This is a genomic window from Streptomyces sp. NPDC048659 (genome assembly GCF_040650575.1).
GTDB lineage: Bacteria > Actinomycetota > Actinomycetes > Streptomycetales > Streptomycetaceae > Streptomyces.
The window spans coordinates 1-25,225 of record NZ_JBEZHM010000032.1 but is presented as its reverse complement, the minus strand read 5'-3'; the positions used below and the strand labels follow the sequence as shown (position 1 = coordinate 25,225).

Genomic DNA, 25,225 nt, shown 5'->3' with positions numbered 1-25,225 from the left:
CCTGGGGGCCGGATGTCCCGTCGTTCCGTCCGCACCGCCGCTCTCGCCCTCGCCGCCGCCCTGCTGCTCGGCGGCTGCGGCGCCGAGGACTCCCCCGCCTCCCCCGTCGGGCCGCCGGCCTCGCGCGGCGAGGCGGCGCCGCCCACGGGCGGTTCGCCGTTCTGGGTGGACCCGGACAGCGACGCGGCCCGGCAGGTGCGGCAGTACGAGGCGCAGGGCCGGGCGGAGGACGCGAGGCTCCTGAAGCGCATCGCGGAGCGCCCGGTCGCCGACTGGCCGGCCGGCGACGATCCCGTACCGGACGTGGCGAAGGCGGTGCGGGGCGCGGCGCCCGAGCTGCGGACCGCGCTGTTCGTGGCGTACAACATCCCGCACCGGGACTGCGGGATGTACTCGGCGGGCGGGGCGCACGACGCCGCCGCCTACCGGCGCTGGGTGGACGCCTTCGCGGGCGCCATCGGCGACGCCCCGGCGGTGGTGGTGCTGGAGCCGGACGCGGTGCCGCACATCGTGGACGGCTGCACCCCGGCGGAGTACCACGAGGAACGGCTGGCGCTGCTCGCGGAGGCGGTCGGGCGGTTCAAGCGGCAGCCGCGCACCCGGGTCTATCTGGACGCGGGCAACCCGGCCTGGATCGAGCGGCCGGACAAGCTGGTGGAGCCGCTGCGGCGGGCGGGCATCGAGCAGGCGGACGGCTTCGCGCTGAACGTCTCCAACTTCCAGACCAACGACGTCGTACGGGGCTTCGGCGCCGGGCTCTCCCGGCTGCTGGGCGGCACCCACTTCACGGTGGACACCAGCCGCAACGGCGACGGCCCGCTGCCGGGCGACCGGCCGGAGGGCTGGTGCAATCCGCCCGGCCGGGCGCTGGGGGTGCCGCCGACCGACCGGACGGGGGACGAGCTGGTGGACGCGTATCTGTGGATCAAGCGGCCCGGCGACTCGGACGGCCCCTGCCGGGGCGGCCCGGCCGCCGGTACCTGGTGGCCCGACTACGCGCTGGGCCTGGCCCGCCGGGCGAAGGACGCCCGCTAGGGCCTGGGCCCCTGGCTGCTCCTCGCCCTGCTCCTCGCCCTACTCCTCGCCCTGCTCCGAGGCCGGGGCCGGGGGCGGGTCCTGGCCGACCTGGATCCACCGGGCCTCGGACGGGATGCCGTCCTTGTCGGTGACGAAGACCATGTACCAGCCGGGCGGGACCAGGGTGCGGTCCTTGGGGACCTCGACGGTCACGCTGACCCCGTCCGCGCCCTTGGTGAGGCCGAGCTCCACCGAGCGCTGTTCGACGTCGGTGGTGTGGGTGACGGCGCTGGGCCGCATCAGCCGGGCCGAGGCGATCCGGGCCGTGTCGGTGGTCCGGAAGGTGGCGCGGCCGTTCTGGTCGAGCTCCCTCGGGCCCTCGCCGAGGACCGGGCGGTTGCCGCCGGCCCGGTGCAGGGCGGGCGGGGTGAACACCTCGATGCGCTGCTCGAAGGTGCCGAGCTTGGTGTTGTCGCTGTCGTCGAAGAGCGGGTCGGAGCCGAAGGTGGCGACCCGGCCGTCGGGCAGCAGCAGGGCCTCGGAGTGGTAGTTGCGGCCGACGGTGGGGTCGGCGGCGGCGGTGAAGGAGTTGGTCTTCGGGTCGTAGAACTGGGACCGGAGGATGTCGCTGCCGCTGCGGCCCCGGTACTCGCCCGAGCCGCCGCTGGTGAAGACGGTGTCGTCGGGCATGAGCACGCTGCTCAGGTAGCGGGTGCCCTGCGGGAGCGCGGGCCCGTCGCGGAAGACCGGGCCTTCCTTCGACAGGTCGACGATCGAGGTGCGGGCGGTGGAGGCGGGCGACTCGCCGACCCCGCCGCCGCCGAGGACCATCACCCGCTGGTCCTGGGCGGGCGGCAGCAGCAGGGAGGAGGAGGTCTCCAACCGGTCGGGGTCGGTGAGCCCGCCGAGCTTGGTGAAGGAGTTCTTCTCCAGGTCCCACAGCCCCGGCTCGCGGCCCTTGTCGGCGGGGCCGTAGCCCGCGTTGGAGCCGGTGTAGAGGAGCTTGCCGCCCTTGGTGAGGAAGAGCGAGGGGTAGGTGGGGAAGTAGCGGAAGGGGCCCTTGGACCACTTCTTGGTCGCCGGGTCGTAGATCTCGTTGTCGCCGGGGACGACGTCGCCCACGTCGTTAAGGCCGGAGACGGCGAGCACCTTGCCGTCGTCGAGGGTGACCAGGGTGGGGTACCAGCGGGCGTCCTTCATCGGGGAGACCGGGATGTACCGCTCCGCCTTGGGATCGAACTCGTAGGCCGCCTTGATGCCCTGGAAGTCCTGCTTCTCGGTGGTGAGCCGCTGGGCCAGGCCGTAGACGTTGTCGGCCGCCTCGCCCTTGAGGCCGACGACCTCGTACTGGGCGGCCTCGGTGGTCAGGGCCTGCGGGCCCTCCTTGACGGCCTCGACGAAGACCCGGGTCTCGGCGGCGGTGACCTTGGTCTTCCAGGGCTTCATCTGGCCGGACTTGAAGTACGAGATCTCGAACTCGCGCTTGGCCTTGGGGACCGTGACGTCCGTCTTGGTGACGTACTCGACGCCGGACGGGGAGCGGAAGACGGTGCCCTTCTTGAGGGTGACGGCCTTGTCGGGGCTCTCGTTCTTGACCCGCATCCCGCCGCCGGCCTTCTTGACCGCGCCGTCGAGGACCTCGTAGCGGGCGGTGCCGCCGGCGACGAGCAGGCGCCCGTCGGGCAGGGCGGTGTGCCCGGAGCAGAAGAAGTCCTCGGGGGTGGGGATCTTCTTGAAGGTGTTCTTGACCGGGTCCCACAGGACGGTCTCGAAGGTGCCGGCGTCGAACTTCTTCTGGTTGTTGCCGGAGCCCGCGATCAGCAGCACCTTGCCGGTGTGCAGCAGGGCCGCGTGGATGGCGTTGACGCGGTACTGCTCGGGGACGTCGACGACCTCCCAGGAGCCGAACTCCTTCCGGTACTCCGGCTGGGCGATCTTGTACGCGTGGTACTTCTCGCTGGCGAAGGAGACGGCGGCGGGGGCGTTGAGCGCCGCGAGGACGAGGACGGCGCCGCTGCCGAACAGGGTCTTCTTGAACTGCTTGGACGGCCGGTAGGCCATGGCTCAGTTCCCTCCGGTCGTCGTGGGCGCGGCTGTGGTGGTGGGCGCGGGCGGCACGGGGGCGGCGACGATCGTGACGCCTTCGGCGGCGTCGGCCCGGCCGCGGGCCCTGGTCCGGGCCCTGGCCTCGGCGCGGACCCGCAGCCGGCGGCGCTCGCGCAGGGCGCCGGCGCCCCAGACGACGAGCGGGGCGAGGCTGATGGCGAGGGCGAGGGCCGCCCAGGTACGCATGGCGGCGTGGGTGTGCCCGAAGTGGACGGAGGCCACCAGGGAGGCGATGAGGACGGCCGCCCAGTACAGGTGGATGCGGAAGGTGAGCACCCGGTCGGGGCTGGCCTCGCCGCCCTTGGGGGTGACGACGAAGCGGCCTCGGGTGCGCAGCACGGCGGAGCCGAGGGACTTGAGGTAGATCGGCGCGGAGAGCGCGGACATCGCCATGCCGGCGAGGCCGCCGGAGCCCTCGGGTTCGTGGGGCGAGACGTTGTGGCGCCGGTTCCAGAGGTAGAGGCCGATCTGGAGGGCGACGGCGTCGCTGTAGATCATCAGCCAGACGGCGGAGGAGACCTGGGTGCCGGAGGCGCCGATCCAGAGGAAGAGGACGCAGCTCAGGATGCCGAGGAGCCAGTTGACGGCGGTCATCGGGTAGTAGACCAGCATCAGCGTGTAGTTCAGCAGGCGCCCGGGCGGTGTACGGAAGGGGGCCTTCCAGTACTGCCGGAACAGGGTCTCGTAGGTGCCCCGGGACCAGCGGAGCTGCTGGGTGAAGAAGTCGGTCCAGGAGGCGGGGCCCTCGCCGACCGCGAGGACGTCGGGGGTGTAGACGGAGCGCCAGAAGCGGCCGGTGCGCGGGTTGCGGCGCCGGTGCAGCTCGAAGCCGGTGGCCATGTCCTCGGTGATCGAGTCGTAGAGCCCGCCGACCTGCTTGAGGGCGGTGATCCGCACGATGTTGTTGGTGCCGACGAACATGGGGGCGCGGTAGCGGTTGCCGGCCCGCTGGATGAGCGCGTGGAAGAGGAACTGCTGCGACTCGGCCGCCTTGGTGACGGCGGAGGTGTAGTTGCCGTAGACCTGCGGGCCGACGACGAAGGCGACGTCGGGGTCGCGGAAGTAGCCGAGCATCCGCTCCAGGAAGTTCGGCAGCGGCACGTGGTCGGTGTCGACCGAGGCGAAGAAGTCGTAGCCGTCGCCGTGCATGGCGAGCCAGGCGTTGTAGTTGCCGTGCTTGGTGCGGGCCTTGTGGACGCCCTTCGCGCGGTTCCACTCGGGCACGCCCGCGCGGGTGAAGTGGCGGACGCCGAGCTCGGCGCACAGGGCCTTGGCGGCGGTGTCGTCGCCCTCGTCCAGCAGCCAGATGTCGAGCGGCCCGTCGTGGGTGAGCCGGACGGCGCCTTCGAGGGTGGCGCGGACCATGGAGAGCGGTTCCTTGCCGGGGACGTACGTGGTGAGGAAGGCGACCCGGGTGCCGGGCTCGGCGCGGACGGGTATCGGGTCGCGGGCGACGAGGGTCGCGTGCGCGATCGAGGTGACGTTCACCAGCATGAAGAAGCAGATGAGCCCGATCGACACGAGCATCACGGTGTCGTACGGGACCCGCCAGCGGTCGTCGCCCTCGCGGACGGTCCAGTGGGTCGGCCAGACCAGGTAGGCCAGCAGCAGCGCCGAGAGCAGCGGCGCGAGGCCCATGAGCAGGACGGCTCGTATTCGGTGCGGCTCCTTCGAGAGCAGACTTCGGTACTGCACCCTGTAGGCGGCCGGGTCCGGTTCCGTGAGGGGACCGGCGAGTCGGCTGTAGGTGTCGTAGTCGTAGCCTCCCGGCCGCACGGTGCCTCCAGCTGTCGTCGAACGGGTCGATAGCCCCACAAAAAGGGACTTTCACCGGCGTGTCGACTGGAAGCGGCCGAGCGAGGGTTTTTACGGAATGTCAGCCTTTCGGCGCAAGGCGTAGCGGACGGCCTTCTGCGCCACGGGCCCCAGCTCGTCCAGCGCGGCCATCAGACCGCCCAGCTGTTCGAGCGCGTCGAGGGCGACGGCGGCCCCGTCCGGGTCCACCCCCTCGTACAGCTCGATGCCCACGAAGGAGGCCGCGACGGCGCGCGCGAGCCCGGCGGGATCGACGAGCCCGTCGACCGGGCCGCCGGCCAGCACCCGCCGCAGCACGCCCTCGACCTCGGCGATCCACAGGTCGAGCCCGGCGGCGGTCGCGGGCGCGAGCCGAGGGTGGGCGTGCGCCCCGGCGAGCAGCTGCCCGAGCACGGCGACGTGTCCGGCGGCCCGCTCCTCGACGTGCATCTCCCGCCCGAAGGCCAGGAGTTCGGTGAGGCTGCCCACCGCGCGCAGCCGCTCGCGGTGCCGGGCCACCCGCTGCTCGGCGCCCCGGCGGCAGGCGGCGGCGAGGAGGTCGTCGACCGAGCCGAAGTGGTAGAAGATCAGCGCCTGGTTGACCCCCGCCTCGGCGGCGACGGCGCGCGCCGAGGTCTTGGCGATGCCCTGCTCGGCGAGGGTCCGCAGCGCCCCGTCCAGCAACCGCTCCCGGGTGTCCTCCGCGCTCACTCCGCCGCCTCCGCCCGCTCCCGGAGCGAGGCCCGCCGCGTCGCGAACGCGCCGTCGGAGAGCCGCCGTTCACCGGAACGTACGGGCACGGGGCGACCGGCCCGCGTAAAGCCGGACACCGGCCGGCCGGGGGCCGGGCGGCCAGGCGACGGCCGGTCAAGAGCCGGGCAGCCAGGCGCCGGCCGGTCAGGCGCCGGACAGTCAGGCACCGTCCAGCCACCCGCCGCACCCGAAGGCCCCCCGCCCGCGCGGTGCGGCTCCGCCGCCCTGACGCCCCGTCCGGAACCCGCCCCGTCCCCGCCGCGCGCGGCGTTGGGGCGCCTGCGCGGCGTGCGGCTCACGGCCGCTCCGGGACGGGGACCCGGCCGCCGTCGGCCCGGTGGCGCTCCCCCGCGGAGACACCGGTGCCGGCGACGGCCGGGAAGGGCGGCACGCGCGTGGCGTCCCGCGTGTCCGGATCGGTGCGCGCGCACGTCTCGACATAGAGCCGCATGGCCCCTCCCCCGTGGTCGAGCGCGCTTTGAGCGACCGCTCAACCGGCACCGTAGTCGGTTTTGAGCGCGCGCTCAAGAAGGGTGGCCGAAAAAAGCCCCCGATCCTGGCGGGGACCGGGGGCTCGCGACGCGGGGATCAGGCCCCGAGGTGCCGCTCGACCGTCTCGACCTTCGAGGTCAGACCGTCCGTGACGCCGGGGCGGATGTCCGCCTTGAGGACGACCGAGACGCGCGGGGCGCGGGCCTCCACGGCGGCGACGGCGCGCTTCACGACGTCCATCACCTCGTCCCACTCCCCCTCGACGGAGGTGAACATGGCGTCGGTGCGGTTCGGCAGGCCCGACTCGCGGACCACCCGCACCGCGTCGGCGACGTACTCGCCGACCTCCTCCCCCACGCCCAGCGGGGTCACCGAGAACGCGACGATCACGCCTCCACCGCCGCCTCGCGACGCGCGCGGGACGCCGAGACGGCCTCGGCCTCGTAGCGCTTGAGCTGCTTGTCGCCGTACAGCCCGCCGAAGGGCAGCACCGCGAGCAGGAAGAAGAAGGCCACCCGCTTGAACGGCCACTTCGCCTTGTTCCACACGTCGAGCAGGAAGAGCGCGTAGATCACGAACAGCACGCCGTGGAGCGCGCCGAGCGGCATCATCAGGAAGTCGATGTCGGAGATCCGGCTGAGCAGCGAGCCGAAGATCAGCAGCGCGGGGAACGACAGGGCCTCCGGCACGGAGATGAGGCGCAGCCGGTGCAGGGCGGTGGCGGTCTTGATGTCCACGTGGGTCACCTTCGGTGAGAACGGCGGGCGATCTTGTGAATCGGCGCACAAGCGTCCGTCCATTGTGCACGGGGACTTTGCTGTCCCTTTAGGCGGGGGGCCAGTACCTTCACCAGCGTGGCAACGTTCCGACTCCAAGGCAGCAGAGTGCTCGCCGTGTCCATGACCGGCGACACCGTGAAGGCGAAGAACGGCTCGATGGTCGCCTACGACGGCCAGATGGCGTTCAAGAAGATGTCCGGCGGCGGCGAGGGCCTGCGCGGGATGGTGACCCGCCGGCTCACCGGCGAGCAGATGGAGATGATGGAGGTCCGCGGGCAGGGCACCTGCTGGTTCGCCGACCGCGCCTCCGAGATCAACCTGGTCCAACTGCACGGCGACAAGCTCTTCGTCGAGTCCAGCAACCTGCTCTGCACCGACACGGGGCTGCGCACCGGCACCAGCTTCACCGGGCTGCGCGGCGGCGCCACCGGCAACGGCCTGTTCACCACGACCGTGGAGGGCACCGGCCAGGCGGCGATCATGTCCGACGGCCCGGCGGTGGTGCTCCGGGTGACCCCGCAGTACCCGCTGAACGTCGACCCCGGCGCGTACATCGCCCACCAGGGCAACCTCCAGCAGCACTTCCAGTCGGGTGTGACCTTCCGCACCCTCATGGGCGAGGGCGGCGGCGAGGCGTTCCAGATCCGCTTCGAGGGCGACGGGCTCGTCTACGTCCAGCCCAGCGAGCGCAACACCATCGGGGGCGACGTCTGATGCCCTTCCGCGAGATCAACTCCAAGATGGTCGAGGCCACGGTGATCCCGGGGCAGCGCCTGTTCAGCCAGCGCGGCGCGATGCTGGCGTACCGCGGGGAGGTGAGCTTCACGCCCAACCTCGGCGGCGGCCAGGGCGGCCTGATGTCGATGATCGGGCGCCGGGTGGCCGGCGAGGCGACCCCGCTGATGACCGTCGAGGGCAGCGGCACCGTGCTGTTCGGCCACGGCGGCCACCACATCCAGGTGATCGCCCTCGCCGGCGACACCCTGTACGTCGAGGCCGACCGGCTGCTCGCCTTCGATGGCACCCTGGAGCAGGGCACGATGTTCCTCGGCTCCCAGGGCGGGGTCATGGGCATGGTGCGCGGCCAGGTGAGCGGGCAGGGCCTGTTCACCACGACCCTGAAGGGCCACGGCTCGGTCGCGGTGATGGCCCACGGCGGGGTCGTCGAGCTCCCCCTCGTCCCCGGCCGCCCCGTCCACGTCGACCCGCAGGCGTACGTCGCCCACCACGGCGACGTCCGCAACAAGCTCTCCACGGCCCTGGGCTGGCGCGACATGGTCGGCCGCGGCTCCGGCGAGGCGTTCCAGCTGGAGCTGAGCGGCAGCGGCGCGGTGTACGTCCAGGCATCGGAGGAGAAGCTGTGAGCACCCCCGTCATCCACGACCCGCACTCGCTGCCCTCGGACGACAACGTCAACGCGTACACCTTCTGCGTGGAGCTCAAGGGCTCCCAGTGGTTCCTGCAGAAGGGCAAGATGATCGCCTACTACGGGCGCATCGAGTTCAACGGCATCGGCCACGGGCGGCTCGACCGGCTGGTCCGCACCTCCTTCCACTCGCCGCTGCACGCGAGCGACTGGGTGGTGGCCGAGGGCAGCGGCAAGATGCTGCTCGCCGACCGCGCCTTCGACGTGAACTCGTACGACCTCGACGAGGGCAACCTGACGATCCGCTCGGGCAATCTGCTCGCGTACCAGCCGACGCTGGCGCTGAAGCAGTCGATCGTGCCGGGCTTCGTCACCCTCATCGGGACCGGCAAGTTCGTCGCCGCCTCCAACGGCCCGGTGGTCTTCATGGAGCCGCCGCTGCGGGTCGACCCGCAGGCGCTGGTCGGCTGGGCCGACTGCCCCTCCCCCTGCCACCACTACGACCACGGCTACATGACGGGCGTGATGGGCGGCGTACGGGCCCTGACGGGCCTCGGCGGCACCTCGGGCGAGGAGCACCAGTTCGAGTTCGTGGGCGCGGGCACGGTGCTGCTCCAGTCGACGGAGCTGATGATGCCGGAGCGCGCGATCGGCGAGCCGGGGGCGCAGCCGGGCGTGCCGGGCGGCCAGGGGGCGCACGGCTCCGGGCAGGGGGCGCTCGGCCAGGTACCGCGCCTTCCCGGACAGCTCGGCGACCTCCAGCGTCGCTTCGGCCTGTGAGCGGTAGTCTGCGGAGTGTGACGTCCTCGAACGTCTGCGCCCGTCGGCCGGGGTTCGGGGGCCCGGCCCGGGTGCGCGGAGTCACACCCTCTCACTTCGTCAAGTTTTCAACTTCTTAGGTAGAATCCATATATGGAGACGGAAACGGCCACCCCCTGGCTCACCGACGGCGAACAGTGCGCCTGGCGCACCTACCTCGACGTCAACAGGATGCTGACGTACCAGATGGAGAAGGACCTCCAGCCCTTCGGCCTGACCATGAACGACTACGAGATCCTGGTGAATCTCTCCGAGTCGGCCGACCGGCGCCTGCGGATGAGCGACCTGGCCGCGGCCACGCTCCAGTCCAAGAGCAGGCTCTCCCACCAGATCACCCGGATGGAGAACGCCGGTCTGGTCCGCCGCGAGAACTGCGAGTCCGACCGGCGCGGGCTCTACGCGGTGCTCACCGACCACGGCATGGAGACCATGCGCAAGGTCGCCCCGCACCACGTCGAGTCCGTGCGCACGCACTTCATCGACCAGCTCAGCCCGGCGGCCCTCGCCGACCTCCACGAGTCGCTCAAGCCGATCGCCGAGCAGCTCCGCGGACGCCGCGGCAAGCCGTAGCCCCGCCCTCCACGGTACGCGAAGGGGCCCGGCGCCTGCCCCCAGGCGCCGGGCCCCTTCGCGTACCGACAGCGGCCGGTCAGCGGCCGGTCAGCGGCCGGTCAGGCTCGCCACCAGCTCGTCCGAGGCGGCGTACGGGTCGAGCTCGCCGGCCGTGATGCGCTCCGCGAGCGCGTCCAGCCGCCGGTCCCCGCGCAGGTCGCCGATCCGCTCCCGCAGCGCCGTGATGGTGATCGTCTCGACCTCGCGGGCGGCCCGGGTCCGGCGCCGCCCGGCCAGCACCCCGTGCTCCTCCATCCACGCGCGGTGCTTCTCCAGCGCCTCGACCACCTCGTCGATGCCCTCGCCGCGCGCGGCGACCGTCTTGACGATCGGCGGGCGCCAGTCGCCGGGACCGCGCGCCTCGCCCAGGCCCAGCATGTGGTTGAGCTCGCGCGCGGTGGCGTCGGCGCCGTCCCGGTCGGCCTTGTTGACCACGTAGACGTCGCCGATCTCCAGGATCCCCGCCTTGGCCGCCTGGATGCCGTCGCCCATGCCCGGGGCGAGCAGCACCACCGAGGTGTCGGCCTGCGAGGCGATCTCCACCTCCGACTGCCCGACCCCCACGGTCTCCACCAGGATCACCTCGCAGCCGGCCGCGTCCAGCACCCGGATCGCCTGCGGGGCGGACCAGGCCAGGCCGCCCAGGTGCCCCCGGGTGGCCATGGAGCGGATGTAGACCCCCGGGTCGGAGGCGTGCTCCGACATCCGCACCCGGTCGCCCAGCAGCGCGCCGCCGCTGAACGGCGAGGACGGGTCCACGGCCAGCACGCCGACCCGCTTGCCGGCCCGCCTGTACGCGCTGACCAGCGCCGAGGTCGAGGTCGACTTGCCGACGCCGGGCGAGCCGGTCAGGCCCACCACGTACGCGTTCCCGGTGAGCGGCGCGAGGGCCGCCATGACCTCGCGGAGCTGCGGGGACGCCCCCTCCACGAGCGAGATCAGCCGGGCCACGGCCCGCGGCCGGCCCTCCCGCGCCTGCGCGACCAGATCGGGGACGTCCACCATGTGCGCTGCTCCTTGAGGTGACGGATTACTTGCCGGGGACCTTCACGATCAGGGCGTCGCCCTGGCCGCCGCCGCCGCACAGGGCCGCCGCGCCGACGCCGCCGCCGCGCCGCTTGAGCTCCAGGGCCAGGTGCAGCACCACGCGGGCGCCGGACATGCCGATGGGGTGGCCGAGCGCGATGGCGCCACCGTTGACGTTCACCTTTTCAGGGGTCACGCCGAGGTCCTTCATTGACTGGTGGGCGACGGCCGCGAACGCCTCGTTGATCTCGATCAGGTCCAGGTCGCCGACCTCCAGGCCCTCCTTGCCCAGGGCGTGCAGGATCGCGTTGGACGGCTGCGACTGGAGCGAGTTGTCCGGGCCCGCCACGTTGCCGTGGGCGCCGATCTCGGCGATCCACTCCAGGCCCAGCTCCTCCGCCTTGGCCTTGCTCATCACGACCACGGCGGCGGCGCCGTCGGAGATCTGCGAGGAGGTGCCGGCGGTGATGGTGCCGTCCTTGGCGAAGGCGGGGCGCAGCCTGCCGAGGGACTCGACGGTGGTCTCCGCGCGGATGCCCTCGTCCTGCGAGAAGACGACCGGCTCGCCCTTGCGCTGCGGGATCTCCACCGGGGTGATCTCGGCCTCGAAGACGCCGTTCTTCCGGGCGGCCGCGGCGCGCTGGTGCGACAGGGCGGCGATCTCGTCCTGGACCTCGCGCGGGATGCCGAGCCGGGTGTTGTGCTTCTCGGTGGACTCGCCCATCGCGATGTTCTCGAAGGCGTCGGTGAGGCCGTCGTACGCCATGGCGTCGAGCATCTCGATCGCGCCGTACTTGTAGCCCTCGCGGGACTTGGGCAGCAGGTGCGGGGCGTTGGTCATGGACTCCTGGCCGCCGGCGACCACGATGTCGAACTCGCCCGCGCGGATGAGCTGGTCGGCGAGCGCGATGGCGTCGAGACCGGACAGGCACACCTTGTTGACGGTGAGGGCCGGGACGTTCATCGGGATGCCGGCCTTGACGGCCGCCTGGCGGGCGGGGATCTGCCCGGCGCCCGCCTGGAGCACCTGGCCCATGATCACGTACTGCACCTGGTCGCCGCCGATGCCGGCCCGGTCCAGCGCGGCCTTGATCGCGAAACCGCCCAGGTCGGCGCCCGAGAAGGACTTGAGGGAGCCGAGCAGACGGCCCATGGGCGTGCGGGCGCCCGCGACGATCACTGAGGTGGTACCGGTCGTTCCAGACATGAGGCACAGCCCCTTGGGATGAGGAGTGAACGAGGGTTTACCGCCAATGTACTGAGCGCTGCCACACCCGGTCACCGGCCTGCCGGTGTGATCGCGCGCACGTTGCGTAACCATCCGGTCGGCGCTGCACTGGGGGGATGCTGACGCGAATCGACCACATCGGAATCGCCTGCCGGAACCTCGACGAGACCGTCGCGTTCTACCGGGCCACCTACGGCTTCGAGGTCTTCCACGAAGAGGTGAACGAGGAGCAGGGCGTCCGCGAGGCCATGCTCAAGATCAACGAGACCTCCGACGGCGGGGCCTCCTACCTCCAGCTCCTGGAGCCCACCCGCGAGGACTCGGCGGTCGGCAAGTGGCTCGCCAAGAACGGCGAGGGCGTGCACCACATCGCCTTCGGCACCGCGGACGTGGACGGCGACGCCGAGGCCATCCGCGGCAAGGGCGTCCGGGTGCTCTACGACGAGCCGCGGATCGGCTCCATGGGCTCCCGGATCACCTTCCTGCACCCCAAGGACTGCCACGGCGTCCTGACGGAACTGGTCACCTCGGCGCAGTCCCCGGCTGACCACTCCTCAGCGGAGCACTGACCTCCGGATTCCCGGCCCGGTAGAGTGGGCGACTCCGGGCCGGGGCCGGTCGGAGCCGTGCGCGCACGGCTCCGAAGTCGGGATGTCGGGGTCGTCCGATCTGCCACGATTCCCCGGGGGTCCGTCCTCGGCCGTGAGGGCGTGACCGCTGGAGTTGCGACCAGGGTTGGGGTCTCCCCTGCTCGAAGAGCTCGGGGAAGGATGGGACCGCGCAGTGCGGGGCTACGAACGCCAGGAGAGCCAGCGAGCTGAAGAGGACCATCTCTCGCGGTTCGAGGCCGAGATGGACCGGCTGAAGACCGAGCGGGAGAAGGCCGTCCAGCACGCCGAGGACCTCGGCTACCAGGTCGAGGTGTTGCGCGCCAAGCTCCACGAGGCGCGCCGCACCATCGCGTCCCGGCCCGCGTACGACAGCGCGGACATCGGCTACCAGGCCGAGCAGATGCTGCGCAACGCGCAGGCCCAGGCCGAGCAGCTGCGCCAGGACGCCGAGCGCGAGCTGCGCGAGGCGCGCGCCCAGACCCAGCGGATCCTCCAGGAGCACGCGGAGCAGCAGGCCCGCCTCCAGTCCGAGCTGCACACCGAGGCCGTCACCCGCCGCCAGCAGCTCGACCAGGAGCTCAACGAGCGCCGCCAGACCGTCGAGTCGCACGTCAACGAGAACGTGGCCTGGGCCGAACAGCTGCGCGCCCGCACGGAGTCGCAGGCGCGGCGCCTGATGGAGGAGTCCCGCGCCGAGGCCGAGCAGTCGCTGGCCGCCGCGCGCGCGGAGGCGGTCCGGGTGGCCGAGGAGACCCGGCGCCGGATCGGTTCCGAGGCCGAGGCGGCCCGTGCCGAGGCGGAAGCGATTCTGCTGCGCGCCCGCAAGGACGCCGAGCGGATGCTGGGCGCCGCCTCCAGCCAGGCCCAGGAGGCCGCCGGCCACGCCGAGCAGCTCCGCTCCGCCACCGCCGCCGAGACGGACCAGGCCCGCCGCGCGGCCGCCGAGCTGTCCCGGGCCGCCGAGCAGCGCGTCCAGGAGGCCGAGGAGCGGCTGCGGGAGGCCCGTACGGAGGCCGAGCGGACGCTGTCCGAGGCGAAGGACTCCGCCGCCAAGCAGCTCGCCGGCGCCGAGTCGGTCAACGAGCAGCGCACCCGTACCGCCAAGGCCGAGATCGCGCGCCTGGTCGGCGAGGCCACCAAGGAGGCCGAGGCCCTCAAGGACCAGGCCGGGGAGAAGCTGCGGGAGGCCACCGCCGAGGCCGAGAAGCTGGTCTCGGAGGCCGCCGAGAAGGCCCGTACGGTCGCCGCCGAGGACTCCGCCGCCGCGCTCGCCAAGGCCGCCAGGACCGCCGAGGAGGTCCTGAGCAAGGCGTCCGCCGACGCCCAGGAGACCACCCGCAAGGCGACCGAGGAGGCCGAGCGGATCCGGCGCGAGGCCGAGACCGAGGCGGACCGGCTGCGGTCCACCGCCGAGGAGCAGGCCGACGAGCTGCTGGGCTCGGCGAAGGACGACACCAAGGAGTACCGCGCCAAGACCGTCGAGCTCCAGGAGGAGGCGCGCCGGCTGCGCGGCGAGGCCGAGGGGCTGCGGGCCGAGGCGATCGCCGAGGGCGAGCGGATCCGCGGCGAGGCCCGGCGCGAGGCCGTCGGCCAGATCGAGGAGGCGGCGAAGACCGCCGAGGAGCTGCTGACCAAGGCGCGCACGGACGCCGAGGAGCAGCGCACCAGCGCGGGCGCGGAGAGCGAGCGGGTCCGCTCCGAGGCCATGGAGCGGGCGCAGACCCTGCGCACCCAGGCCGAGGAGACGCTGGAGCGCACCCGCGCCGAGGCCGAGCGGATGCGCGCGGAGGCCGAGGAGCAGGCCGAGTCGGTCAAGGAGGCGGCGGAGGAGATCGCCGTCGCCGTGCGCGAGGAGGCCGAGCGGGCCGCCACGGCGCGCCAGACCGACGCCGCCGCCGAGCTGGCCCGGCTGCACTCCGAGGCGGAGGGCAGGCTGTCGGCCGCCGCCGAGGAGCTCACCGACGCGCGGGCCGAGGGCGAGCGGATCCGGCGCGAGGCCGCAGAGGAGACCGAGCGGCAGCGGAGCGAGTCCGCCGAGCGGATCCGTACGCTGCGGGCGCAGTCCGAGCAGGAGGCCGAGCGGCTGCGCGCGGAGGCGTCGCAGGACGCGACGGCCGTGCGCGGCGAGGCGGAGGCCGCCGCGACGACGCTGCGCGAGGAGGCCGGGGCCGAGGCCGAGCGGCTGAGGTCCGAGGCGCAGGAGACCGCCGACCGGGTCCGCGCCGAGGCCGCGTCTGCCGCCGAGCGGGTCGCCGCGGAGGCCGCGGAGGCCCTGTCGGCCGCGCGGGAGGAGGCCAACCGGCGCCGCCGGGAGGCCGAGGAGACCTTGGACTCGGCGCGGGCCGAGGCGGACCGCGAGCGCGAGGTGGCCCGGGAGCGCGGCGAGGACCTGCTGGCCTCCGCCCGCAAGCGGGTGGAGGAGGCGCAGACCGAGGCGCACCGGCTGGTCGAGGAGGCGGACACCCGCGCCACGGAGCTGGTGTCCGGCGCCGAGCAGACCGCCCAGGAGGTGCGGGACTCGGTCGCGGGGCTGAGGGAGGCCGCCGAGGAGGAGATCGCGGGCCTGCGCAGCACCGCCGAGCACGTGGCGGAGCGCACCCGGACCGAGGCGCAGGAGGAGGCGGACCGGGTCCGCGCCGACGCGTACGAGGAGCGGGAGCGGGCCACCGAGGACGCGAACCGCACCCGGGAGCGGGCGCGGGAGGAGTCCGAGGCGGCGAAGGCGCTGGCCGAGCGGACCGTCACGGACGCGCTCGCGGAGGCGGAGAAGCTGCGCTCGGACACCGCGGAGTACGCCCAGCGGGTACGGACCGAGGCGACGGACTCGCTGGCCTCGGCCGAGCAGGACGCGGCCCGCACCCGCGCGGACGCCCGCGACGACGCGAACCGGATCCGTTCGGAGGCCGCCGCCCAGTCGGAGACCGTGGTCGGCGAGGCCCGCGCGGAGGCCGAGCGGATCGGCGCCGAGGCGGAGCAGGTCCTCGACGAGGCCCGGCAGGCCGCGGACAAGCGCCGCTCCGACGCGGCCGAGCAGGCCGACACCCTCATCGGCGAGGCCACCACCGAGGCCGAGCGGATCGGCACGGAGGCGGAGCAGGTCCTCGACGAAGCCCGGCAGGCGGCGGACAAGCGCCGCTCCGACGCGGCGGAGCAGGCCGACACCCTCGTCGGCGAGGCCACCACCGAGGCCGAGCGCGTCACCACCGAGGCCCGGCTCGTGCTCGACGAGGCTCGCGAGACCGCCGACAAGCGGCGCGCGGACGCCGCCGAGCAGGCCGACGCCCTCATCGGCGAGGCGACGGCGGAGTCCGAGCGGATCACGACCGAGGCCGCCGAGCTCCTGGAGAGCACCGAGCAGGACGCGGCCCGGCTGCGCGCCGAGGCCGAGCAGGTCAAGGCGGACGGCGAGGCGGAGGCGGAGGCGCTGCGCGCCGCGGCCCGCGCGGACGGCGAGCGGGTCCTGGACGAGGCCCGGCAGGCCGCCGACAAGCGGCGCGCGGACGCCGCCGAGCAGGCCGACACCCTCATCGGCGAGGCGACGGCCGAGGCGGAGCGGATCCGCGTCGAGTCGGAGCGGGCGAGGGCGGAGGCCGAGGCCGCCGCCGAGGAGATGCGCTCCGAGGCGCGCGCCGAGGCCGACCGGACGCTGGACGAGGCCCGCGAGGCCGGCGCGAAGAAGCGCGCCGACGCGGCCGAGCAGGCCGACCAGTTGATGACGAAGGCTCAGGAGGAGGCGCTGCGCGCCACCACCGAGGCGGAGACGCAGGCGGACACGATGGTCGGCGCGGCCCGCAAGGAGGCCGAGCGGATCGTCGCCGAGGCGACCATCGAGGGCAACTCGCTGGTCGAGAAGGCCCGTACGGACGCGGACGAGCTGCTGATCGGGGCCCGGAGCGACGCCACGGCCATAAGGGACCGGGCGGAGGAGCTGCGGTCCCGGATCGAGGGCGAGATCGAGGAGCTGCACGAGCGGGCACGGCGCGAGACGGCCGAGCAGATGAAGACGGCCGGCGAGCGCGTCGACAAGCTGGTGAAGGCGGCGACCGAGCAGCGCGCGGAGGCCGAGGAGGCGTCCAAGGAGATGCTCTCCGAGGCGAGTTCCGAGGCGAGCAAGGTGCGTATCTCGGCGGTGAAGCGGGCGGAGGGGCTCCTCAAGGAGGCCGAGCAGAAGAAGGCGTCGCTCGTCGCGGAGGCGGAGAAGATCAAGGCGGACGCGGAGCGCGAGGCGGAGCGGACCGTCGAGGAGGGCAAGCGCGAGCTGGAGGTGCTGGTCCGGCGCCGCGAGAGCATCAATGCCGAGATCTCCCGTGTCCAGGACGTCCTCGAAGCGTTGGAGTCTTTCGAGGCGCCGGGCGGAGGGGCGAAGTCCGCCGGCGGCCCGTCGGTCAAGGCGGGCGCGTCCGCGGGATCCACTCGTTCGAGTGGCAAGTCCTCGGATAGCTAGCCACCCGAAAGGCTGGACATTCTCCAGATCAAACGGGCATACGCTCGATGACACGCCGCTTCGGCCCCTAGGATTCCCTCTAACACCTCACCGGTCTCTTTCGACAGGAACCTCATGAGCGACACATCCTCCCCCTTCGGCTTCGAGCTCGTGCGGCGTGGTTACGACCGCGGTCAGGTGGACGACCGCATTACCAAGCTCGTCGCCGACCGTGACAGCGCCCTGTCGCGGATCACCTCGCTGGAAAAGCGCATCGAGGAACTGCACCTCGAAACGCAGAACGCCCAGGCCCAGGTCAGCGACGCGGAGCCGTCGTACGCCGGTCTCGGTGCCCGGGTCGAGAAGATCCTGCGGCTGGCCGAGGAGGAGGCGAAGGACCTGCGTGAGGAGGCCCGTCGCGCCGCCGAGCAGCACCGCGAGCTCGCCGAGTCGGCCGCCCAGCAGGTGCGCAACGACGCGGAGTCCTTCGCGGCCGAGCGCAAGTCGAAGGCCGAGGACGAGGGCGTCCGGATCGTCGAGAAGGCGCAGGGCGAGGCCAACTCGCTGCGTTCCGAGGCGCAGAAGGACGCGCAGTCGAAGCGCGAGGAGGCGGACGCCCTCTTCGAGGAGACCCGCGCCAAGGCCGCCCAGGCCGCCGCGGACTTCGAGACCAACCTGGCCAAGCGCCGCGAGCAGTCGGAGCGCGACCTGGCCGCCCGCCAGGCCAAGGCCGAGAAGCGCCTCGCCGAGATCGAGCACCGGGCGGAGCAGCTGCGCCTGGAGGCCGAGAAGCTGCGCACGGACGCGGAGCGCCGGGCCCGCCAGACGGTGGAGACCGCGCAGCGCCAGGCCGAGGACATCGTGGCCGACGCGAACGCCAAGGCCGACCGGATCCGCAGCGAATCGGAGCGCGAGCTGGCGGCGCTGACGAACCGCCGCGACTCCATCAACGCGCAGCTGACCAACGTCCGCGAGATGCTGGCGACGCTGACCGGCGCCGCGGTGGCCGCGGCCGGTTCCCCGATCGACGACGAGCGCACCGCGGGCGTCCCCGCCCAGCAGTCCCGCTAGTCGGCGGCGGCCCCCGGGGGGCCGCGCGGAGTTCACGAAAACCCCCTGCCATTCCGGTGGCGGGGGGTTTCGCGTGCCCGTAGCTTGGTACGCATGATCGAGCTGGAGGGTCTCACCAAGCGGTACGGGTCGAAGCTCGCGGTCGACCGGCTCAGCTTCCGGGTGCGGCCCGGGGTGGTCACTGGCTTCCTGGGGCCGAACGGGGCCGGCAAGTCGACGACCATGCGGATGATGCTGGACCTGGACAACCCGACGAGCGGCACGGTCCGGATCGACGGCCGGCACTACCGGGAGCTCCAGGAGCCGCTGAAGTACATCGGGGCGCTGCTGGACGCCAAGGCGATGCACGGCGGGCGCTCGGCGTACAACAACCTGCTGTGCCTGGCCCAGTCGAACCGCATTCCGGCCGCGCGGGTCGACGAGGTGCTCGATCTGGTGGGTCTGACGGCGGTGGCGCGGAAGAAGTCGAAGGGCTTCTCGCTCGGCATGGGCCAACGGCTCGGTATCGCCTCGGCGTTGCTCGGGGATCCCGAGATCCTGATGTTCGACGAACCCGTCAATGGTCTGGACCCCGAGGGAATTCACTGGATCCGCAATCTGATGAAGAGACTCGCGGCGGAGGGCCGGACGATCTTCGTTTCGAGTCATCTGATGAGTGAAATGGCGCTGACGGCGGATCATCTGATCGTGATCGGACAGGGCAGACTGCTGGCCGACACGTCGATGGCGGATTTCATCCAGCAGAATTCCCGGAGTTACGTACGGCTCCGCTCCCCGCAGCAGGAACGGCTGCGGGACCTGCTCCAGGCGAACGGATTCATCGCCGTCGAGGCGGGCGGCGGGACGCTGGAGGTCGACGGGGCGACGACGGAGCGGCTCGGCGAGCTGGCCGCCTCGCACCAGATCACGCTGCACGAGCTGAGCTCCCAGCGCGCCTCGCTGGAGGAGGCGTTCATGCAGATGACGGCGGGCGCGGTGGAGTACCACGCGCACGGGACGGACGTGCACGGCGGGCGGGGCGCTCCCCCGCCGCCGGCTCCGGTCGACGGGCCCCAGTGGGGCGACAGCTACGAGGGGTCCTGAGCGATGGCGGCGGTGACGGCGGTCCTCCAGTCGGAGTGGACCAAGATCCGGACGGTCTCGTCGACGGTCTGGACGCTGGCGAGCGCCCTGCTCGTGACGGTGGCGATGAGCGCGGCGCTGTGCGCGCTGACGCGCTCGACCTTCGACAAGCTCTCGGCCACCGAGCGGGCGACCTTCGACCCGACCTTCGTCAGCTTCTCCGGGATGGTGCTCGGGCAGCTCGCGATGGTGGTCTTCGGGGTGCTGGTGGTGGGCACCGAGTACTCCTCGGGCATGATCCGCACCTCGCTCGCGGCGGTGCCGCAGCGGGCCACCTTCCTCTTCTCGAAGATCGCCGTGGCCGGGGTGCTGGCGCTGGTCGTGGGCCTCGCCACCAGCTTCCTGTCCTTCTTCCTCGGCCAGGCGCTGCTCGGCGACCACCGCACCACCCTGGGCGCGGACAACGTGCTGCGGGCGGTGGTGGGCGGCGGGCTCTACATGGGGCTGATCGCGATCTTCTCGATGGGCGTGGCGTCGATGCTGCGCTCCTCGCTGCTGTCGCTGGGCATCCTGGTGCCGTTCTTCTTCCTGATCTCCCAGATCCTGTCGGCGGTGCCGAAGGCGAAGGAGGTCGCCCGCTACTTCCCGGACCAGGCCGGCTCCAAGATCATGCAGGTGGTGCCGGACGCGATGGGCTCGGACAAGGCGCCGTACGGGCCGTGGGGCGGGCTCGGCATCATGCTGCTCTGGGTGGTGGCCGCGCTGCTCGGCGGCTATCTGGTGCTGAAGCGCCGCGACGCCTGAGCGGGCCCCGGGAGTCCCGGGAGTCCCGGGACTTCCGGCATCAAGGGCATAACGGTTCCGTTTCGCCGGAACCGTCAACGGCTGGATAAGCTCCTCACTCATACGGGGGGCTCCGGCCGCCGGCCATCACGCCCCGACGACGACCTGACCTGTCGATGGGGCTGCAGAATGATCGAGGCAGTCGGCCTGACCAAGCGCTACGGCGCCAAGACGGCCGTGTACAACCTTTCCTTCCAGGTGAGGCCGGGCCATGTCACCGGCTTCCTGGGCCCGAACGGCTCGGGCAAGTCCACGACCATGCGCATGATCCTGGGCCTGGACACGCCGACTTCCGGCCAGGTGACGATCGGCGGCCACCCCTTCCGGCAGCTCCCGAACGCCCCCCGCCAGGTGGGCGCGCTGCTCGACGCCAAGGCGGTGCACGGCGGGCGCAGCGCCCGCAGCCACCTGCTGTCGCTCGCCCAGCTCGCCGGCATCCCGGCCCGCCGGGTGGACGAGGTGCTCGGGGTCGTCGGGCTCCAGGACGTCGCCAGGCGCCGCTCCAAGGGCTTCTCGCTGGGCATGGGCCAGCGGCTCGGCATCGCGGCGGCGCTCCTCGGCGACCCGCAGGTGCTGCTCTTCGACGAGCCGGTCAACGGCCTGGACCCCGAGGGCATCCTCTGGGTGCGCAACCTGATGAAGAAGCTGGCCGCCGAGGGGCGGACGGTCTTCGTCTCCAGCCACCTGATGAGCGAGATGGCGCTGACCGCCGACCACCTGATCGTGATCGGCCGCGGGCAGCTCCTCGCGGACATGAGCGTCACCGACTTCATCTCGGCGAACTCGGCCGACTTCGCCCGGGTCCGCACCCCCGGCACCGAGCCGCAGCACCGGGAAAAGCTGACCACGGTGCTGACCGAGGCCGGCGGCCAGGTGATGCCGGAGCCGGACGGGGCGCTGCGGGTGACCGGGCTGGCGCTGCCGCGGATCAGCGACCTGGCGCACGGCGCGGACGTGCGGCTGTGGGAGCTCTCCCCGCACCAGGCGTCATTGGAGGAGGCGTACATGCGCATGACGCAGGGCGCGGTCGACTACCGCTCGACCGACGACCGGCTCGCGCACCTCCAGGCACCGCAGCCGCCGCACGGGCAGCCGCCGTACGCGCAGCCGCAGCCGGAGGGGTACGCGGTCCCCGAGGTGCCGCAGCAGGGCTGGTACGCCCCGCCGCCGCCCGGACAGAACCCGTACGCCACCCCGCAGAACCCGCAGCAGGGCCCGAACACCGAGGAAGCCCGATGACGACCCCGTACGCCTACGTCTCCCCGATCCCGGTCCGCAAGGCGCACCTGGGCGACGCGCTCGCCTCGGAGTGGACCAAGATCCGCTCGGTGCGCTCCACGATGTGGACGCTGGGTGTCATGGTGCTGCTGATGCTCTCCATCGGCCTGGGTGTCGCGGCCATCGCGTCCGCGTCCAAGGCCCCGATGGGCGAGGAGTCGGCGCTCGGCTTCGGCTTCTTCGGGATGCTGCCGGCCTCGATCTGCGTGATCACGCTCGGCGTGCTGACCATCGCCTCCGAGTACGGCACCGGCATGATCCGCACGACCCTGACGGCCTGCCCGAGCCGGTCGCGGGTGCTCGCGGCGAAGGCGATCGTCTTCTTCCTGCTGGTCTTCACGGTCACCACGGTGGTCGCGGCGCTGGTCGGCGCGGCCCAGGTCGCCATCGTGGACACGGCGGCGACGCCGTCGGCGGGCGAGTGGGTGCGGGCGACGGTCGGGGCGGGCGCCTACCTCGCCACGCTGGGGCTGCTGTCGCTGGCGGTGGGCACGCTCATCCGGCACTCGGCGGGCGCGATCACGGTGATGATCGGCCTGCTGCTGCTCCCGCTGGTGGCCGCGATGTTCATGTTCTCCGAGGCGCTGTTGTCGGTGCAGGAGTTCCTGTACACCTACGCGATCCCCTCGCAGATGATCGCGCTGTACAGCGCGGTCGCGCCGTTCGGCGAGGACGGCCCGGCGGGCTGGGAGCCGCTGATGATCATGACGGCCGTCACGGCCGTCGCCTTCGGCGGCGCCTTCGCGCTGCTCAACAGCCGGGACGTCTGAGCCGGGACGTCCGGGCCGGGACGTCCGGGCCGGGCCCCCGGGGGTCCGGCTCAGTACTTCGGCGCGTTACGGGACCGCTGCACCCTGCTGGTGCGGCGGTCCTTCGCGTTCCAGCACGCCTTGTGCCAGTGCCTGCGGTCGTCCACTCCCCCGTACTCGGGCCAGGCCACCACGTGCGGGGCGCCGCCGGGGATCTCCTGGTCGCAGCCGGGGCAGCGGTAGCGCTTGCCCGGGGCGCTCGCGCCGGCGACGTGGCGGACGTACCACTCCTCGCCCTGCCAGGTCTCGCTGCGCTGCGAGCCGCCGTAGCGGTCGCCGGAATCGCCCTGCGGGTCGGGCTGCGCGCCGCCTCGGGCGCGGTTGTGGCGCGGGGACACTTCGACACCTCACGGAGGTCTGGACGCTGACTGACACGGACGGTTCCCTCCAGCCTACGGGCCGCGACGGGGCGCCCCCGCACCCGCCCGTGGCGGATCAGCCGAAAATCGCAAGAACTTCATGAACGCCCGTTGCCTTTGGCACGTGTCAGACGTTGTTGCCGGTACGAGGGGAAGTTCGCGAGGGGGAGAACGCGTCGGCCGCAAGGAGGCAGAAGGCGATGCGCGTGGGTACGTTCGTGCTGGCCGCCCAGTTCCCGGGCCAGGGCCAGCAGGAGGCGCTGCACCGGGCGGTGCGGACCGCAGAGACGGCCGAGGAGGCGGGGCTCGACTCCGTGTGGCTGGCCGAGCACCACTTCGTGCCGTACGGGGTCTGCCCGTCGGCCGTCACGCTGGCGGCGCTGCTCCTCGGGCGCACCCGCCGGCTGCGGGTCGGCACGGCGGTCAGCGTGCTGCCGAGCGCGCACCCGGTCGCCCTGGGCGAGCAGGCGGCCCTGCTGCACGTGACCTCCGGGGGCAGGTTCACCCTCGGGGTCGGCCGGGGCGGGCCGTGGGTGGACCTGGAGGTGTTCGGCGGGGGCCTGCCGGCCTACGAGCGGGGCTTCCCGGACTCGCTCGACCTGCTGCTGCGCTGGCTGCGCGAGCCCCGGGTCGGCGCCGAGGGCGGGCGCCACGCCTTCCGCGAGGTGGCGGTCGTGCCGGGGCCCGGGGAGCTGATCGGCGGGCCCGCGGCGCCCGAGGTGGTGGTCGCCTGCACCTCACCGGCGAGCGTCCGGCTGGCCGCCGGGCGGGGGCTGCCGATGCTGCTGGGGATGCACTGCGGCGACGAGGAGAAGGCCGAGATGGTGGCCTGCTGGGAGCGGGCCGCGCGGGAGGCGGGGCGGGACCCGGACGAGATCGCGCGGATCGGCTCGGGCCATGTCTCGGCCGGGGTGGCGCAGCTCGCGGACCGGGGGGCGGACGCGGCTCAGACGCTGGTGAAGGCGATGCCGGGCTGGCTGAAACAGGGGCTCGACGCCCATGTGACGGTGGACGGCAGGCACCGCGCGATGCGCGATCCGGTGGCCTACACGGAGCTGCTGTGCGCGCTGCACCCGGTGGGCACCCCGAGGCTCGCGGCGGACCGGCTGGCGGCGACCGCCGAGCGGACCGGGATCACCCGCTTCGCGCTGCTCGTCGAGGGCTCGGGCGAGCTCGCCGGCACCGAGGAGAACGTGCGCCGGCTGGGCGCCGAGGTGCTCCCGCTGCTGGTCTGACCGGACCGGTCCGGCCGTCGTGGGGCGGGGGCGGGACCGTGCTGCCGCTCCGGCGTCTCCTCGTTCTCCCGCGACGCGGAGCGGCAGCACCAGGCCCTGTCAGCAGTCGCGCAGTTCGGGCGACTGGTTGAGCAGCTGGCCCCGTATGGAGGTGAAGCGGGCGAGCCGCTCGTCCACCGAGGCGTCCAGCGGGAAGACCGCCACGCGGTGGCAGTTCTGGAAGGCGAGACGCACCCCGAAGTGCCGCTGGAGCGCACCGCGGATGGCGTCGCTCGCCAGGGCGCGCAACAGCTGACCACGTGCCTGCTCGTCCGGCGGCGGCGTCTGGTTGTCGGCGAACTCTCCGCCGTCGACCTTCAGCTGTGCCACCAGCGAGCTGATCATCTCCCATGCGTAGGGCAGGGAGGTCCGGACGCAGTCGACGAAGTCTGCTTCGTCGACCTCGCCTCGCTCGGCCTGTTCCAACAGCGCCGGTGAGACGTCGAGCGACATGGGTTCTCCTCTCGCGACCCCGCCGGGCGGGGTCTTGCGGGCAGGGACAGGGGACGGCGACGCGCACGCAGCGTGCACGGGCGGCGACCTCCCGTCTTCCACGGTAAGCGCGCCGGTCTGCCCGCACCAGGAGATTGGGCGCACAACCGGCCAATAAGTGACGCCCGTTGGGCGGGCGCCGGGCGGGCGTTACGGCCCGAATCGCGCCGGAAGGCGTCCGTCTTGTAGCGTTGCCGACCATGCGTCTCGTCATTGCCCGCTGCTCCGTGGACTACGCGGGCCGGCTCACCGCCCACCTGCCCTCCGCACCCCGTCTGATCCTGGTCAAGGCAGACGGCAGCGTCTCCATCCACGCGGACGACCGCGCGTACAAACCGCTCAACTGGATGTCCCCGCCGTGCACCCTCAAGGAGGGGGCCGACGGCGAGGCCGGCGTCTGGACCGTGATCAACAAAGCGGGCGAGAAACTGATCATCACGATGGAGGAGATCCTCCACGACTCCTCGCACGAGCTCGGGGTCGACCCCGGTCTGATCAAGGACGGCGTGGAGGCCCACCTCCAGGAGCTGCTCGCCGACCGGATCGAGACGCTGGGCGAGGGCTGGACGCTGATCCGCCGCGAGTACCCGACGGCGATCGGCCCGGTGGACATCCTGTGCCGCGACTCCGACGGGGCGACGGTCGCCGTCGAGATCAAGCGGCGCGGCGAGATCGACGGCGTCGAGCAGCTGACCCGCTACCTGGAGCTGCTCAACCGCGATCCGCACCTGGCGCCGGTGAAGGGCATCTTCGCGGCGCAGGAGATCAAGCCGCAGGCCCGGGTGCTCGCCAACGACCGCGGGATCGACTGCGTGGTGCTCGACTACGACGCGCTGCGCGGCATCGAGGACGACAAGCTGCGCCTGTTCTGACCGTACCGACCCGCGTACGAGGAAGGGCCCGGGAGCCGGACGGCCCATACCGGGCTCCCGTGACGCAGATGCTCGCGGTGACGCTGCCGGGTGCCGCTGCGTCGACTGCGTTGCCCCCGGTTTGACGTGCGGATTCACC

General features: G+C 72.6%; 24 protein-coding genes. 14 read left to right on the top strand and 10 right to left on the bottom strand.

What is annotated here, in order from left to right:
- The first annotated feature begins 12 nt into the window (after positions 1-12).
- Positions 13-1,035 carry a glycoside hydrolase family 6 protein gene (locus tag AB0C99_RS23470; protein WP_362478200.1) on the top strand — a complete coding sequence of 341 codons (1,023 nt, stop codon included), beginning with the start codon at positions 13-15 and terminating at the stop codon, positions 1,033-1,035.
- Between the two features lie 39 nt (positions 1,036-1,074).
- Here the strand turns inward: AB0C99_RS23470 and AB0C99_RS23465 are convergent, their stop codons facing one another.
- The 6 genes from AB0C99_RS23465 to AB0C99_RS23440 all read right to left on the bottom strand — a co-directional run bounded on the left by AB0C99_RS23465 (position 1,075) and on the right by AB0C99_RS23440 (position 6,899).
- Positions 1,075-3,078, bottom strand: a complete 2,004-nt coding sequence (locus AB0C99_RS23465; RefSeq protein WP_362478198.1) for a kelch motif-containing protein — start codon at positions 3,076-3,078, stop codon at positions 1,075-1,077.
- Positions 3,079-3,081: 3 nt separating this feature from the next.
- Positions 3,082-4,899 (bottom strand): cellulose synthase catalytic subunit, encoded by a 1,818-nt coding sequence (locus tag AB0C99_RS23460; RefSeq protein WP_362478195.1) that lies wholly within the window; start codon positions 4,897-4,899, stop codon positions 3,082-3,084.
- A 90-nt stretch (positions 4,900-4,989) separates the two neighbouring features.
- Positions 4,990-5,628 carry a TetR/AcrR family transcriptional regulator gene (locus AB0C99_RS23455; protein ID WP_362478193.1) on the bottom strand — a complete coding sequence of 213 codons (639 nt, stop codon included), beginning with the start codon at positions 5,626-5,628 and terminating at the stop codon, positions 4,990-4,992.
- A gap of 337 nt (positions 5,629-5,965) precedes the next feature.
- On the bottom strand, positions 5,966-6,121 hold the full coding sequence (locus tag AB0C99_RS23450) for a hypothetical protein (RefSeq protein WP_362478358.1): 156 nt from the start codon (positions 6,119-6,121) through the stop codon (positions 5,966-5,968).
- A 137-nt stretch (positions 6,122-6,258) separates the two neighbouring features.
- The gene (locus AB0C99_RS23445; RefSeq protein WP_123455443.1) at positions 6,259-6,552 is read right to left on the bottom strand and encodes an MTH1187 family thiamine-binding protein; all 294 of its coding nucleotides are present in this window, start codon (positions 6,550-6,552) and stop codon (positions 6,259-6,261) included.
- On the bottom strand, positions 6,549-6,899 hold the full coding sequence (locus AB0C99_RS23440; RefSeq protein WP_362478190.1) for a DUF3817 domain-containing protein: 351 nt from the start codon (positions 6,897-6,899) through the stop codon (positions 6,549-6,551). The genes AB0C99_RS23445 and AB0C99_RS23440 overlap by 4 nt, the downstream gene beginning before the upstream one ends.
- A gap of 117 nt (positions 6,900-7,016) precedes the next feature.
- Between AB0C99_RS23440 and AB0C99_RS23435 the strand changes: the two genes are divergently transcribed.
- From AB0C99_RS23435 to AB0C99_RS23420, 4 genes are all read left to right on the top strand, one after another.
- On the top strand, positions 7,017-7,655 hold the full coding sequence (locus AB0C99_RS23435) for an AIM24 family protein (RefSeq protein ID WP_362478187.1): 639 nt from the start codon (positions 7,017-7,019) through the stop codon (positions 7,653-7,655).
- Entirely contained in the window at positions 7,655-8,305 is a 651-nt protein-coding gene (locus AB0C99_RS23430; RefSeq protein ID WP_362478185.1) for an AIM24 family protein, read from the top strand. The genes AB0C99_RS23435 and AB0C99_RS23430 overlap by 1 nt, the downstream gene beginning before the upstream one ends.
- Positions 8,302-9,087: an AIM24 family protein gene (locus tag AB0C99_RS23425; RefSeq protein ID WP_362478182.1), complete on the top strand. Its 786-nt coding sequence runs from the start codon at positions 8,302-8,304 to the stop codon at positions 9,085-9,087. Before AB0C99_RS23430 ends, AB0C99_RS23425 begins: the two co-directional genes overlap by 4 nt.
- A gap of 132 nt (positions 9,088-9,219) precedes the next feature.
- Positions 9,220-9,696 carry a MarR family transcriptional regulator gene (locus AB0C99_RS23420; protein ID WP_362478179.1) on the top strand — a complete coding sequence of 159 codons (477 nt, stop codon included), beginning with the start codon at positions 9,220-9,222 and terminating at the stop codon, positions 9,694-9,696.
- A 90-nt stretch (positions 9,697-9,786) separates the two neighbouring features.
- Here AB0C99_RS23420 and meaB read toward each other — a convergent pair whose 3' ends face one another.
- Together meaB and AB0C99_RS23410 are read right to left on the bottom strand one after the other, a co-directional pair.
- Positions 9,787-10,743: a methylmalonyl Co-A mutase-associated GTPase MeaB gene (gene meaB, locus AB0C99_RS23415; protein ID WP_362478176.1), complete on the bottom strand. Its 957-nt coding sequence runs from the start codon at positions 10,741-10,743 to the stop codon at positions 9,787-9,789.
- A 25-nt stretch (positions 10,744-10,768) separates the two neighbouring features.
- On the bottom strand, positions 10,769-11,971 hold the full coding sequence (locus tag AB0C99_RS23410; RefSeq protein WP_362478173.1) for an acetyl-CoA C-acetyltransferase: 1,203 nt from the start codon (positions 11,969-11,971) through the stop codon (positions 10,769-10,771).
- A gap of 137 nt (positions 11,972-12,108) precedes the next feature.
- Between AB0C99_RS23410 and mce the strand changes: the two genes are divergently transcribed.
- From mce to AB0C99_RS23375, 7 genes are all read left to right on the top strand, one after another.
- Positions 12,109-12,561: a methylmalonyl-CoA epimerase gene (gene mce, locus AB0C99_RS23405; protein WP_362478170.1), complete on the top strand. Its 453-nt coding sequence runs from the start codon at positions 12,109-12,111 to the stop codon at positions 12,559-12,561.
- Positions 12,562-12,775: 214 nt separating this feature from the next.
- On the top strand, positions 12,776-17,047 hold the full coding sequence (gene scy, locus AB0C99_RS23400; RefSeq protein ID WP_362478168.1) for a polarized growth protein Scy: 4,272 nt from the start codon (positions 12,776-12,778) through the stop codon (positions 17,045-17,047).
- A 114-nt stretch (positions 17,048-17,161) separates the two neighbouring features.
- On the top strand, positions 17,162-18,097 hold the full coding sequence (locus AB0C99_RS23395; protein ID WP_351666294.1) for a cellulose-binding protein: 936 nt from the start codon (positions 17,162-17,164) through the stop codon (positions 18,095-18,097).
- 93 nt (positions 18,098-18,190) lie between these two features.
- Positions 18,191-19,180 carry an ATP-binding cassette domain-containing protein gene (locus AB0C99_RS23390; RefSeq protein WP_362478165.1) on the top strand — a complete coding sequence of 330 codons (990 nt, stop codon included), beginning with the start codon at positions 18,191-18,193 and terminating at the stop codon, positions 19,178-19,180.
- Positions 19,181-19,183: 3 nt separating this feature from the next.
- Positions 19,184-19,963 (top strand): ABC transporter permease, encoded by a 780-nt coding sequence (locus tag AB0C99_RS23385; protein WP_362478163.1) that lies wholly within the window; start codon positions 19,184-19,186, stop codon positions 19,961-19,963.
- A gap of 168 nt (positions 19,964-20,131) precedes the next feature.
- Positions 20,132-21,241, top strand: a complete 1,110-nt coding sequence (locus AB0C99_RS23380) for an ATP-binding cassette domain-containing protein (RefSeq protein ID WP_362478160.1) — start codon at positions 20,132-20,134, stop codon at positions 21,239-21,241.
- Positions 21,238-22,050 carry an ABC transporter permease gene (locus AB0C99_RS23375; protein WP_362478157.1) on the top strand — a complete coding sequence of 271 codons (813 nt, stop codon included), beginning with the start codon at positions 21,238-21,240 and terminating at the stop codon, positions 22,048-22,050. Before AB0C99_RS23380 ends, AB0C99_RS23375 begins: the two co-directional genes overlap by 4 nt.
- Positions 22,051-22,100: 50 nt before the next feature.
- On the opposite strand, the gene AB0C99_RS23370 is transcribed toward AB0C99_RS23375, so the two are convergent.
- Positions 22,101-22,427, bottom strand: coding sequence for an ATP/GTP-binding protein (locus AB0C99_RS23370; protein WP_362478154.1), 327 nt, complete (start codon positions 22,425-22,427; stop codon positions 22,101-22,103).
- Positions 22,428-22,648: 221 nt separating this feature from the next.
- Here AB0C99_RS23370 and AB0C99_RS23365 point away from each other — a divergent pair, with 221 nt between their 5' ends.
- On the top strand, positions 22,649-23,683 hold the full coding sequence (locus AB0C99_RS23365) for an LLM class flavin-dependent oxidoreductase (RefSeq protein WP_362478151.1): 1,035 nt from the start codon (positions 22,649-22,651) through the stop codon (positions 23,681-23,683).
- 99 nt (positions 23,684-23,782) lie between these two features.
- On the opposite strand, the gene AB0C99_RS23360 is transcribed toward AB0C99_RS23365, so the two are convergent.
- Entirely contained in the window at positions 23,783-24,175 is a 393-nt protein-coding gene (locus AB0C99_RS23360; protein WP_019889525.1) for an SCO5389 family protein, read from the bottom strand.
- A 239-nt stretch (positions 24,176-24,414) separates the two neighbouring features.
- On the opposite strand from AB0C99_RS23360, the gene nucS reads away from it, so the two are divergent.
- Entirely contained in the window at positions 24,415-25,086 is a 672-nt protein-coding gene (gene nucS, locus AB0C99_RS23355) for an endonuclease NucS (RefSeq protein WP_362478148.1), read from the top strand.
- The last annotated feature ends 139 nt before the right edge of the window (positions 25,087-25,225 follow it).